Here is a 12,948-nt window from a genome sequence, read left to right as displayed (position 1 = left end):
GTGCTGGTCGCCGGCAGTGGGCCGCTGCTGCTGGCCTCGGCGGCGACGCTGCATCGCCACGGCGCGCAGGTGCTGGGCATCGTCGAACAGGCGCCGTGGCGCGCGCTGGCCGCATTCGCCGCGCAGTTGCCGCTGCGCTGGCCGGACAAGGCGCTGCAGGCGCTGGCGCTGCGCACGCAACTGGCCGGGGTCGGCTACCACGCCGGCAGCGTGGTGCTGGCCGCGTATGGCGAGGGCCGCGTGCAAGAGGTGGAGATCGACGGCCCGCGCGGCCGCCGCCGTCTCGCCTGCGATCAACTGTCGGTGGGCTACGGCCTGGTGCCGAACGTGGAATTGGCGCAACTGCTGGGCTGCCGGCTGGGCCGCAGCGGCGCGCATCCGTGCGTGGCGGTGGATGCGCAACTGCGCACCAGCGTCGACGGCGTCTATGCCGCCGGCGAGGCGCTGGGCATCGGCGGGCGTGATTGCGCGCGGGTGGAAGGCGCCATCGCCGGCCACCTGGCCGCCGGCCAGGACGCAGAGGCGCAGGCGCTGCAACCGCAGCGACGCCGCGCGCGTGCCTTCGCCGCGCTGTTGCAGCGGCAGTTCGCGCTGGACCCGCGCATCCATGCGCTGGCCGCGCCGGATACGCTGGTGTGCCGCTGCGAAGACGTGCCGCTGTCCGCGCTGCAGGGCCATGCCGACCTGCGCGACGCCAAGTTGGCCTCGCGCTGCGGCATGGGCGCCTGCCAGGGCCGCATCTGCGGCAGTGCGCTGACCGAGCTGGGGCTGGCTGCGCGCGCATCCGATTTCTCCGACGACGGCCGCCGGCCGCCGCTGTTCCCGGCGCGTCTGGACGCGCTGGCCCATCCCTGTCCGGATCCCGCTCCGGACACCGCTTGCGCCGCGCCGTCGCGCGCGGCATCCCTTCGCAACTCTCCACAAGGTGTACATCCATGAGCAAGGCTTCCTTCTGGTACGGCGTGCTGCCGGCCATCACCACCCCGTTCAACGCCGACGGCAGCATCGACCACGCGTTCCTGGCCAAGCATGCGCAGCTCATGATCGACGCCGGCTGCACCGCGATCGTGCCGCTGGGCTCGCTGGGCGAGGCGGCCACGCTGAGCTTCGACGACAAGCTGGCGATCCTGAAGACCCTGGTGCAGGCGGTCGACGGCCGCATCCCGGTGGTGCCGGGCATCGCCGCGCTGTCCACCGACGAGGCCGTGCGCCTGGCGCAGGCGGCCAAGCAGGTCGGCTGCGGTGGCCTCATGGTGCTGCCGCCTTACGTGTATTCCACCGACTGGCGCGAAATGGGCGCGCACATGCGCGCGGTGATCGCCGCCACCGACCTGCCGGCGATCCTGTACAACAACCCGATCGCCTACAAGACCGATTTCAGCCCGGCGCAGATCGCCGAGCTGGCGGCCGAGTTCCCGAATCTGCAGGCGGTCAAGGAATCCTCCGGCGACGTGCGCCGCTTCGCCGCGCTGGGCGAGCTGCTCGGCGACCGCCTGGTGCTGCTGGTGGGCATGGACGATGCGATCGTCGAAGGCCTGAGCATGGGCGCCAAGGGCTGGATCGCCGGCCTGGTCAACGCGTATCCGAAGGAGTCGGTGAAGCTGTTCGAGCTGGCCCGCGACGGCGGCTACCCGGCGGCCAAGGCGCTGTACGACTGGTTCCTGCCGCTGCTGCGCCTGGACACCGTGCCCAAGTTCGTGCAGCTGATCAAGCTGGTGCAGGAGAAGGTCGGCCTGGGCAGCGAGCGCGTGCGCGCGCCGCGGCTGGTGCTGGAAGGCGCCGAGCGCGAGGCCGCGCTGAAGGTCATCGACCACGCCATCGCCACCCATCCCGGGCACTGAGATGAGCATGCAACCGCTGTTGCTGGCCGGCCATTGGCAGGCCTCGCTGGAAGAGCGCGGTAGCTTCCGCGCCGAGGACCCGCGCGACGGGAGCGAGTTCGGTCCGTCGTTCCCGATCAGCGGCGCCGCCGACCTGGAAGCGGCGCTGAGCGCGGCGGCGCTGAGCGCCGATGCGCTGGCTGCGGCCGCGCCGGAACGCATCGCCGCGTTCCTGGATGCGTATGCGGACGCGATCGACGCCGACGTCGAACGGCTGGTGGCGCTGGCACACGCCGAAACCGGCCTGCCGGTGGAGCCGCGCCTGGCCAAGGTGGAACTGCCGCGCGCCAGCGGGCAGTTGCGCCAGGCCGCGCAGGCGGCGCGCAGCCACAGCTGGGCGCAGCCGGTGATCGACACCGCGGCCGGCCTGCGCGCGCAGCTGGGGCCGCTGCACAAGCCGGTGCTGGTGTTCGGCCCGAACAATTTCCCGTTCGCGTTCAACGCGGTGGCCGGCAGCGATTTCGCCTCGGCCATCGTCGCGCGCAATCCGGTCATCGCCAAGGCGCATCCCTCGCATCCGGCCACCAGCCAGCGCCTGGCCCAGCTCGCGCACCAGGCGCTGCTGGCCAACGACCTGCCGGCGGCGACGGTGCAGTTGCTGTATCACTTCGACAGCACGCTGGGCCTGGAGCTGGCCGGCGATCCGCGGCTGGGCGCGATCGGCTTCACCGGCAGCCGCGCCGGCGGGCTGGCGCTGAAGGCCGCCGCCGACCGCGCCGGGGTGCCGGCCTATGTCGAGTTGTCCAGCGTCAATCCGGTGTTCCTGCTGCCGGGCGCGCTGGCCGAACGCGGTGCGGCGCTGGCGCAGGAGTTCTTCGCCTCCTGCACCATGGGCAGCGGCCAGTTCTGCACCAACCCGGGCATCGTGGTGGTGCCCGAGGGCGAGGCGGGCGATGCCTTCGTCGCCGCGGCCACCGCGCATTTCGCCGCGGCTGCGCCGGCGCTGCTGTTCTCGCGCGGGGTGCTGGAGCATCTGCAGCGCAGCGTGGGTACGCTGCGCGATGCCGGCGCCACGGTGCTGGCCGGTGGCGAGGCCGATGCAGGTCCCGGCTATCGGCATGCGCCGACCCTGCTGCAAGTGTCGGCCGAGGCCTTCCTGCAGCAGCCCGAGGCGCTGCAGACCGAGGCGTTCGGCCCGGTCAGCCTGATCGTGCGCGGCGGCGGGTTGGGGCAGTTGACCGCCCTGGCGCGCAGCTTCGAGGGCAATCTCACCGGCACGCTCTATCGCGCCGCCGATGGCAGCGACGACATGGCCTTCGCCGCGCTGGCCGCGGCGCTGCGTCCGCGGGTCGGCCGCCTGATCTGCAACAAGATGCCGACCGGCGTGGCGGTGAGCCCGGCGATGAACCATGGCGGCCCCTATCCGAGCACCGGCCATCCGGGCTTCACTGCCGTCGGCATGCCCGCGGCGATCCGCCGCTTCGCCGCGCTGCACAGCTACGACGGGGTGCCCGACGCGCTGCTGCCGCCGTTGCTGCGCGACCGCAATCCCGGCGGCGTGCAGCGCTTGATCGACGGCAGCTGGAGCACCGCCGACGTGGAGCCGCGCGCATGAGCGAGCAGGCCCAGATCGGCGGGTTGACCCTGGAGCAGGCGCACGCGCAACTGGCGCCGTGGCCGCACCGCGCGCCGGCGATCCAGCAGCAGGAGTACCGGCAGCGTCTGGCCAACGCGCGCGCGCTGATGCGCGCGCACGGCGCCGACGCGTTGCTGATCGGTGCCGGCGCTTCGTTGCGCTACTTCACCGGCGTGCCGTGGGGCGCCAGCGAGCGCCTGGTGGCGATGTTGCTCACCGCCGAAGGCGATCCGCTGCTGATCTGCCCGGCCTTCGAGGAAGGCTCGCTGGACGCGGTGCTGTCGGTGCCGGTGCGCAAGCGCCTGTGGCAGGAACACGAGGATCCGCACGCGCTGGTCGCCGAGGCCTTGCTGGAACTGGACGCGCAGAGCCTGGCGCTGGACCCGGGCGCGGCCTTCGCGGTGCACACCGGGCTGACGGCGGTGCTGGGCCGGATCGCGATCCGCGATGCGGCGGCCATCGTCGACGGCTGCCGCATGCGCAAGTCGCCGGCGGAACTGGCGCTGATGCAGCAGGCCTGCGACATGACCCTGCACGTGCAGCGGCTGGCCGCCGGGCTGGTCCGCGAGGGCATCACCACCGCGGAACTGACCCGCTTCATCGACCAGGCGCACCGCGCGCTCGGCGCCGACAACGGCTCGACCTTCTGCATCGTGCAGTTCGGCCATGCCACCGCGTATCCGCACGGCATTCCCGGCGTGCAGGCGCTGCGCCCGGGCGAACTGGTGCTGATCGATACCGGCTGCACCGTGCAGGGCTACCACTCCGACATCACCCGCACCTACATCTTCGGCGAGCCCAGCGAGAAGCAGCGACGCATCTGGCAACTGGAGCACGACGCGCAGGCGGCGGCCTTCGCCGCGGTGCGGCCGGGCGTGGCTTGCGCGGTGGTGGACGAGGCCGCGCGCAAGGTGCTGCAGCGTGCCGGGCTCGGCCCGGACTATCAGCTGCCGGGGCTGCCGCACCGCACCGGCCACGGTTGCGGCATGAGCATCCACGAGGCGCCGTACCTGGTGCGCGGCAATGCGCTGGCGCTGGCCCCGGGCATGTGCTGCAGCAACGAGCCGATGATCGTGGTGCCGGGCGAGTTCGGCGTGCGCCTGGAGGATCATTTCTACGTCACCGAGGACGGCGCGCAGTGGTTCACCCCGCCGTCGCCGGCGATCGACCGGCCGTTCGCCTGATGCGCAGGGCGGCCGCCTGCCACGTTTGCGCGGCGGCCGCCGCGGTGTGTCACGGGCGCGTGCAGCCCTGCGGAGTTCGTCGATGAAGCACATACGTCTGCCCGTCGTCAGCATCCTGGCGCTGGCCCTGCTGAGCGCCTGTCAGCTGTCGGCACCGTCGGCGCCTTCCACGCCGGCCGCAACGGCGCCGGGCAAGGCAAGCACCTCGCCATCGCAGGCCTTCGCCGCGCTGCTCGATGCGCAGTGGCAGTACCAGCTCGAACACCATCCGGAGTTCGCCAGCATCATCGGCGACAGCCGCTACAACGATCGCTGGAGCGACTATTCGCTCGCCGCGCTGGAGGCCGAACGCCAGGCCACCGCTGCGTTCCTGGCGCGCTTCGATGCGATCGACGGCAAGGCGCTGTCGGCGCAGGAGCAGTTGAGCCTGCAGATGATGCAGCGGCAGTTGCGCGACCGGCTGGAGGCGATCGCGTTGAAGAACGACGAGATGCCGCTGGAGCCGGTCGGCGGCATTCAGGTCGCGCTGCCCGGTTACGCGCAGGCGTTTCCGTTTGCCAGCGTCAAGGACTACGAGGACTACATCAAGCGCCTGCAGGCGGTCCCGGCGCTGCTCGACCAGGTGGTGGCGCTGTCGCGCGCCGGCGCCAGGGACGGGCTGGTACAGCCGAAGTACCTGCTCGAGCGCATTCCCGCGCAGGTGCGCGAGATCGCCGCACCGGCCGGGGCCGACAGTCCGTTCGCCGCGCCGCTGCGGCAATTCCCCGCGGCCGTGCCGGAGGCGGAGCGGCCGCGCCTGCGCGCGGCGATGATCGCGGCGATCGACCAGCAGGTGCGCCCGGCCTATCGCAAGCTCGCCGACTTCGTCGCCGACGAGTACGCGCCGCGGGGTCGCGTCCACGAAGGCCTGTGGTCGCTGCCCGATGGTGCGCGCCGCTACCGCTTCGCGATCCACACCCAGACCACCACCGATCAGTCGCCCGAGCAGATCCACCAGACCGGCCTGGCCGAGGTCGCGCGCATCGAGGGCGAGATGGGCGTCATCGCCAAGCAGCTCGGCTATGCCGATCTGGCTGCGCTACGCAAGGGGGTGGCCCATGATCGCAAGTTCTTCGCCACCTCGCCCGAGCAGATCCTGCAGCGCTACCGCGACGACATCGCGCAGATGCAGCCGAAGCTGCCGACGTTGTTCGGTACGCTGCCGAAGACGCCGCTGGAGGTCCGCGCGATGCCCGCGTTCCGCGCCACCGCGCCCGGTGCCGAGTACTGGCAGAGCGATGCGCAGGGCAGCAAGCCGGGGCTGGTGATGGTCAACACCAGCGATTACGCGCACCGTACCCTGGTCAACATCGAGGCCACCGCGTATCACGAGGGCGTGCCCGGTCATCACCTGCAGATCTCGCTGGCGCAGACCCTGCCGCTGCCGCCGTTCCGCCAGCAATCCAGCTACAACGCCTACGTGGAAGGTTGGGCGCTGTACGCCGAGCTGCTGGGCAAGGAGGTGGGCTTCTACCGCGATCCGTACAGCGACTACGGCCGCCTGGCCGGCGAGCTGCTGCGCGCGAATCGGCTGGTGCTGGATACCGGCGTGCACTACAAGCGCTGGACGCGGCAGCAGATGATCGACTTCTTCCACGCGCATCCGTCCGACGACGAGCCCAGCATCCAGTCCGAGACCGACCGCTACATCGTCTGGCCGGGCCAGGCGCTGGGCTACAAGCTCGGCGAACTGGACATCCTGGCATTGCGCGAGAAGGCCAGGCGCGCGCTGGGCGATCGTTTCGACATCCGCGCCTTCCACGATGCCATCCTCGGCGGCGGCGCGATGCCGCTGGACCTGCTGGACGCGCGCATCGACGCCTGGATCGCCCAGGTCCAGGCCGGCACCCCCGCCACTTCGGAGACTTCGCGATGACCTCCCGTTCCCGACTGCGCACGGCGCTGGCCCTGGCCATCGCGTGCACCCTGGCCTGGCAGGCTACTGCCGCCGGCGCGCCCGTAAAGATCGCCGCGCCGGCGGCCGCTGCCCCCGCCGGCGATGCCGGCGCGCGCTTCAAGGCGCTGTACCAGCGCGAGTGGAAATGGCGCCAGGAGCAATTCGCCGGCGCCGACGACGAGGACGCGCAAGGGCAGGCGGCCGATCACCTGCCCAAGGTCGATCCGGCCACCCAGGCGCAGCGCACCGCCTACTGGCAGCAGACGCTGCATGATCTGGATGCGATCGACCCGGCGCAGTTGTCGGCGCAGGACCAGGTGAACTACCAGGTCTATCGCCAGCAACTGCAGGTGCTGCTCGACCAGCAGCGGTTCCGCGCCTGGGAAATGCCGTTCAACAGCGACACCGCGTTCTGGAGCGACCTGGGATTCACTGCGCGCGCCACCCTGCGCAACCGCGAGGACTACCAGCGCTACCTCGGGCAGCTTGCCGACATCCCGCGCTACTTCGACGAGCAGATCGCCAACATGCGCGCCGGCCTGGCGCGCGGTTTCGCCCAGCCCAAAGTGACCCTGCAGGGCCGCGACCAGTCGATCGCCGAGGTCGCGCAGGCGCCTGGCGAGACCAATCTGTTCTACACCCCGTTCAAGCAGATGCCGGCGACGATCCCGGCGCCGTTGCAGGCGCAGTTGCGCGCGCAGGCGCGCACGGCGATCGCCCAGCAGGTGGTGCCGGCCTACGCCAAGCTGCTGCGTTTCATGCGCGAGGAATACCTGCCCAAGGCACGCCCGGCGCTGGCCGCCGAATCGCTGCCCGACGGCGCGGCGTACTACCGCGCGCAGATCCGCGAATACACCACGCTCGACCTCAGCCCCGAGCAGATCCACGCGGTGGGCCTGAAGGAGGTGGCCCGGCTGCGCAAGGAGATGGACCAGGCGATCGCCGACAGCGGCTTCAAGACCCCGCCGGGGCAGCAGACCTTCCCGGCGTTTCTGCATTATCTGCGTACCGATCCGAAGTTCTACGCCAAGACCCCGGAAGAACTGCTCAAGGACGCGGCGTGGATCGCCAAGCGCGTGGACGGCAAGATCGGCGACTACATCGGCCGGCTGCCGCGGCAACGCTTCGCGATCGAGCCGGTGCCGGCGGACCTGGCGCCGTTCTACACCGGCGGCCGCGGTGGCCCCGGCATCTACCTGGTCAACACCTACGACCTGCCGTCGCGGCCGCTGTACAACCTCGCTGCGCTGACCTTGCACGAGTCCTCGCCTGGTCATGCGCTGCAGATGCCGTTGGCGGCCGAGCAGGACAACCTGCCGGATTTCCGACGCTACACCTTCATTTCCGCGTATGGCGAGGGCTGGGCGGTGTACTCGGAATACCTGGGGCAGGAGATGGGGATGTACGACACCCCGTACGACCGCTTCGGCTACCTGACCTACCAGATGTGGCGTGCGTGCCGGCTGGTGATCGACACCGGCATCCACCACGACGGCTGGACGCGGCAGCAGGCGCAGGCGTTCCTGCGCGACAACACCGCGCTCAGCGAGCACGAGGTGACCACCGAGGTCGACCGCTACATCGCCTGGCCCGGACAGGCGCTGTCGTACTACCTGGGCGAACTGAAGATCCTGGAGCTGCGGCGCAAGGCGGAGCAGGCGCTGGGCGAGAAGTTCGACATCCGCGCGTTCCACGACGCGGTGCTGGAGACGGGCTCGGTGCCGCTGCCGGTGCTGGAGCAGCGCATCGACCGGTTCATTGCCGAGGGTGGGAAGTCGCCTTGGTCGAAGGAGGCGGCGAAGCAATAGCCCCTCTCCCCCCGGGAGAGGGGTTGGGGTGAGGGTCGGGCGCGAAGCGCGTGCGGTGTTTCAGCTGCACGAGGCTTCGCCGTACCCTCATCCGCCCCTGCGGGGCACCTTCTCCCGGAGGGAGAAGGAAAAAGCAAAGCCCCTCTCCCCTCGGGAGAGGGGTTGGGGTGAGGGTCGGGGCGCGAAGCGAGTGCGGTGTTTCAACTGCACGAGGCTTCGCCCGGCCCCTCATCCGCCCCTTCGGGGAACCTTCTCCCGGAGGGAGAAGGGAGCAATAAGCCCCTCTCCCCCCGGGAGAGGGGTTGGGGTGAGGGTAGGGAACGCCGCAGATCATCGAATCGCCAGTGACACCAATCCAGCGGGAGACGCCATGGCCGCACAAGGCAAGTTCCACAAGCGCTTGAGCCTCACCGATCTGACCTTCATCGGCTTGGGCTCGATCTTCGGGTCCGGTTGGCTGTTCTCGGCCAGCCACGTCTCGGCGATCGCCGGGCCGGCCGGCATCGTCTCGTGGATCGCCGGCGGCGTGGCGGTGCTGCTGCTGGGCCTGGTGTACTGCGAACTCGGCGCGGCGTTGCCGCGCGCCGGCGGCGTGGTGCGCTACCCGGAGTACTCGCACGGTGTGCTGCTGGGCTGGCTGATGGGTTTCATCACCCTGATCGCCTTCTCCAGCCTGATCGCGATCGAAGTGGAAGCGGCACGCCAATACGCCGCGGCGTGGTTCCCCTGGCTCAACCAGGCAGGCAGTACCCATCCCAGCGTCGCCGGCTGGCTGCTGCAACTGGCGCTGCTGGTCGCGTTCTTCCTGCTCAACTACTACAGCGTCAAGACCTTCGCCACCGCCAACAACATCGTCAGCGTGTTCAAGTTCCTGGTGCCGGTGCTGGTGATCGTGCTGCTGATGGCGCACTTCGATGTGCGCAACCTGCACGTGCAGGGCTTCGCGCCGTTCGGCGCGGCCGGGGTGGAGGCGGCGATTTCCGCCGGCGGCATCATCTTCGCCTACCTGGGGCTCACGCCGATCGTGTCGGTGGCAAGTGAGGTGCGCGATCCGCAGCGCAATATCCCGATCGCGCTGATCCTGTCGGTGGCGCTGTCCACGGTGATCTACGTGCTGCTGCAGCTCGCCTTCCTCGGCGGGGTGCCGGCGCAACATCTGGCCAACGGCTGGGGCGGCATCGACAAGGCGTTCTCACTGCCGTACCACGACATCGCATTGGCGCTGGGCATGGGCTGGCTGGCGGCGCTGGTGATCTGCGACGCGATGATCTCGCCCAGCGGCACCGGCAATATCTACATGAACGCCACGCCGCGGGTGGTCTACGGCTGGGCGCGCAGCGGCGGCTTTATGCCGGTGCTGACCAAGGTGGACGCCGCCTCCGGCATCCCGCGTCCGGCGCTGTGGCTGAGCCTGGGCCTGTCGGTGTTCTGGACCCTGCCGTTCCCCTCGTGGGAGGCGCTGATCAACGTGGTGTCGGCGGCGCTGGTGCTGAGCTATGCGGTGGCGCCGGTGACCGTGGCCGCGTTGCGGCGCAGCGCGCCGGAACTGCCGCGGCCGTTCCGGCTGCGCGGCATGGCGCTGCTCGGGCCGCTGTCGTTCATCGTTGCGGGCCTGATCGTGTACTGGTCGACCTGGAACACGCTGTCGTGGCTGCTCGGCCTGCAGATCGCCATGTTCGCGCTGTACGTGCTGTATCGCCTGCCCAACGCGGCCGGCCGCGCACGGCTGTGGCGGCAGGTGCGCGGTGTGCTGTGGCTGATCGTGTTCTTCGCGCTGGTGTTGGTGGTGTCGCGCCTGGGCACCTTCGGCGGCAGCGGCTGGATCGCCCATCCCTGGGACACGCTGTGCGTGGCCGCGATCGCCTTGGGTTGCTACCACTGGGGCGCGCGCAGCGGCCTGCGTCCGGAGGAACTGGCGTTGGAAGAGGATGACGGGGAGTAGCCGTTGCGTGTGTGGAGAGGCGTAGGACGGTTCTTGTCCCTTTTTGTGGGATTGGCTGCGGCAGACGTCAACGGGAAAGCCCGTCGCGGCTAAAGCCGCTCTACGGGAAACAGCGCGTCATGAGATTTTTGGAAACCGAATGAACAAGTTCGTCGTATCGATCGTCATGGCACTGGCCTGCTGCGCCGGCGCCGCCCAGGCCGCGCCCAGCGTCGCCGACTACCAGCGCTCGCTGGGCCTGCGCGAGGCCTGGATCGGCCTGACCGAGAACGTGACCTGGCCGGCGCAGTGGCGCGACGACGGCGCGTTCTACTACCGCAAGACCGTGCCGGGCGGTTTCGCCTTCGAGGTCGAGGACGTGGCCAGCCAACGCAAGCAGCCGGCGTTCGACCAGCAGCAGTTGGCGCGCGCGTTGAGTGCGGCGACCGGCACCACGTATCCGGCGCTGCGCCTGCCGTTCACGCGCTTCGCCTACGTCGCCGAGGGCGGCCAGCCGCAGGCGGCGATCGCCTTCGAGCTCGATGAGACGCCGTGGCGCTGCACGCTCACCACCTACGTCTGCGCGCGCGCCGACAGCGGTCCGCAGCCGCGGCCGCGCGGTTTCGGCGTGGTGCGCGATCTGAGCGTGCTGGCCGATGCCACTCCGCGGCGCTCGCCGGACGGACGCTGGGACGCCTATGTCGACGGCAATGCGGTGATGCTGCGCGCAGTGGCGGACGGCCACACGCTGCGCCTGGCCGACGATGGCCGCAGCGACGATTTCTACGACCCGGAAACGATTGCCTGGTCGCCGGATTCGCAGCGGTTGGCGTTGTACCGGGTGAAGCCCGGTTTTCCCCGCCGCGTCACCCGGGTGGAGGCGGCGCCGCCCGGCGGCGGCCAGCCGATCGTGCGCACGCAGCTGTATCCCAAGCCGGGCGATGCGGTGGACATCGAGCGACCGGTGCTGTTCGACCTCGGCGCGCTGGCGCGCGGCGGTGCGCCCAAGCGCCTGCCCATCAACGACGCGCTGTTCGCCAACCCGTACCAGCTCTCGCCGATCCAGTGGCGACGCGACAGCGCCAGCTTCGTGTTCGATTACGTGCAGCGCGGCTTCCAGCGCATGCGCGCGATCGCGGTGGACGCGGCCACGGGCAAGGCGCACGTGGCGGTGGGCGAGGACGCCAAGACCTTCGTGTACGCCGACCGCAGCTACCACCACGATGTCGACGGCCTGGGCCAGGAAATCCTGTGGATCTCCGAGCGCGATGGTTGGCGCCACCTGTACCTGTTCGACGGTGCCAGCGGCCGGATCAAGACGCAGATCACCAAGGGCGAGTGGATCGTGCGCGATGTGCTGCGCGTGGACGATGCACAGCGGCGCATCTGGTTCACCGCCAGCGGCATGGATGCGGGCAAGGATCCGTACTATCGGCAACTGTTCGCGGTGGATTTCGACGGCGGCCACCTGACCCGGCTGACCCAGGCCGATGCCGACCACGACGTGGCCATCGCCGACGATGGGCGCCATTACGTGGACGTGTATTCGCGTCCGGACATGGCGCCGGTAATGGAACTGCATGCCATCGACGGGTGCCTGCTGCAGGTGGTGGAGCGCGGCGACATCCGCAAGCTGCAGGCCGCCGGCTGGCGCGCGCCACAGACCTTCGTCGCCAAGGGCCGCGACGGCAAGACCGACATCTGGGGCATGGTGGTGCGGCCGCGCGACTACGACCCGCACAAGAAGTACCCGGTGATCGAGAACATCTACGCCGGCCCGCACGATTCCTTCGTGCCCAAGACCTTCTGGCCGTTCGGCTATCACTCCGGCGGCGACAAGCAGATCGGCATGCAGGCGCAGGCCGACCTGGGCTTCATCGTGGTGATGATCGACGGCATGGGCACGGCCAACCGTTCCAAGGCTTTCCACGACGTGGCTTGGAAGAACCTCGGCGACTCCGGCTTCCCCGACCGCATCGCCTGGCACAAGGCGCTGGCCGCACAGGATCCGTCCTACGACATCGGCCGCGTCGGCATCTACGGTGCCTCGGCCGGCGGGCAGAGCACGCTGGGCGCGCTGGAGCGACACCCGGACTTCTACAAGGTCGGCGTGGCCTATGCCGGGTGCTACGACAACCGCATGGACAAGATCAGCTGGAACGAGCAGTGGATGGGCTGGCCGGTGGATGCCAGCTATGCGCGCGCCTCCGGCGTGGACAATGCGGCCAAGCTGCGTGGCGACCTGCTGCTGATCGGCGGCGAGCAGGACAGCAACGTCGACCCGGCCTCGACCGGGCAGGTGGTGGACGCGCTGATCAAGGCCAACAAGGACTTCGACCTGCTGGTCGTGCCCGGCGGCGAACACACCGTCGGCCGCTCCACCGGCCCCATCGATTACGTGCAACGGCGCCAGTACGACTTCTTCGTGCGGCATCTGTTGGGGGAGCCGACGCCGGCGTGGAATCGGTTGTAGGTGGGGCCGGGATTTGGGATTGGGGATTCGTAAAGGCGCGGTGGTTCTTGTTCCTCGGGCTCGCGTTTTTCCTTCTCCCGTCGGGACCATGGCCCCCTTTTGGGGGGAAGGTGCCCCGTAGGGGCGGATGAGGGTAAGGGAGATGCACCGGGTTATGGGGCATCGCGCGG

The 12,948-nt window shown here is 69.9% G+C and carries 8 protein-coding genes; all 8 read left to right on the top strand.

The window, feature by feature from the left end:
- Positions 1 to 939: FAD/NAD(P)-binding oxidoreductase (locus D588_RS24840; protein ID WP_017916465.1), on the top strand; the 939-nt coding region annotated here is incomplete at its 5' end.
- Entirely contained in the window at positions 936 to 1,841 is a 906-nt protein-coding gene (locus tag D588_RS0114255; protein ID WP_017909351.1) for a dihydrodipicolinate synthase family protein, read from the top strand. The genes D588_RS24840 and D588_RS0114255, both read left to right, overlap by 4 nt.
- Position 1,842: 1 nt before the next feature.
- A complete protein-coding gene (locus D588_RS0114250) occupies positions 1,843 to 3,435 on the top strand; it encodes an aldehyde dehydrogenase family protein (protein ID WP_017916464.1) in 1,593 nt (530 codons plus the stop codon).
- Positions 3,432 to 4,640 (top strand): Xaa-Pro peptidase family protein, encoded by a 1,209-nt coding sequence (locus tag D588_RS0114245; RefSeq protein WP_017916463.1) that lies wholly within the window; start codon positions 3,432 to 3,434, stop codon positions 4,638 to 4,640. Before D588_RS0114250 ends, D588_RS0114245 begins: the two co-directional genes overlap by 4 nt.
- Positions 4,641 to 4,722: 82 nt before the next feature.
- Positions 4,723 to 6,555, top strand: a complete 1,833-nt coding sequence (locus D588_RS0114240) for a DUF885 family protein (RefSeq protein WP_017916462.1) — start codon at positions 4,723 to 4,725, stop codon at positions 6,553 to 6,555.
- Positions 6,552 to 8,384: a DUF885 family protein gene (locus tag D588_RS0114235; RefSeq protein WP_017916461.1), complete on the top strand. Its 1,833-nt coding sequence runs from the start codon at positions 6,552 to 6,554 to the stop codon at positions 8,382 to 8,384. Before D588_RS0114240 ends, D588_RS0114235 begins: the two co-directional genes overlap by 4 nt.
- Before the next feature lie 370 nt (positions 8,385 to 8,754).
- On the top strand, positions 8,755 to 10,326 hold the full coding sequence (locus D588_RS0114230) for an APC family permease (protein WP_017916460.1): 1,572 nt from the start codon (positions 8,755 to 8,757) through the stop codon (positions 10,324 to 10,326).
- A 139-nt stretch (positions 10,327 to 10,465) separates the two neighbouring features.
- On the top strand, positions 10,466 to 12,778 hold the full coding sequence (locus D588_RS0114225) for a S9 family peptidase (protein WP_017916459.1): 2,313 nt from the start codon (positions 10,466 to 10,468) through the stop codon (positions 12,776 to 12,778).
- Positions 12,779 to 12,948 lie beyond the last annotated feature (170 nt).

This window comes from Xanthomonas sp. SHU 308, assembly GCF_000364645.1.
Classification (GTDB): domain Bacteria; phylum Pseudomonadota; class Gammaproteobacteria; order Xanthomonadales; family Xanthomonadaceae; genus Xanthomonas_A; species Xanthomonas_A sontii.
Note: the sequence above shows the minus strand (reverse complement) of the source record. Positions and strands in the feature narration are given on the sequence as shown.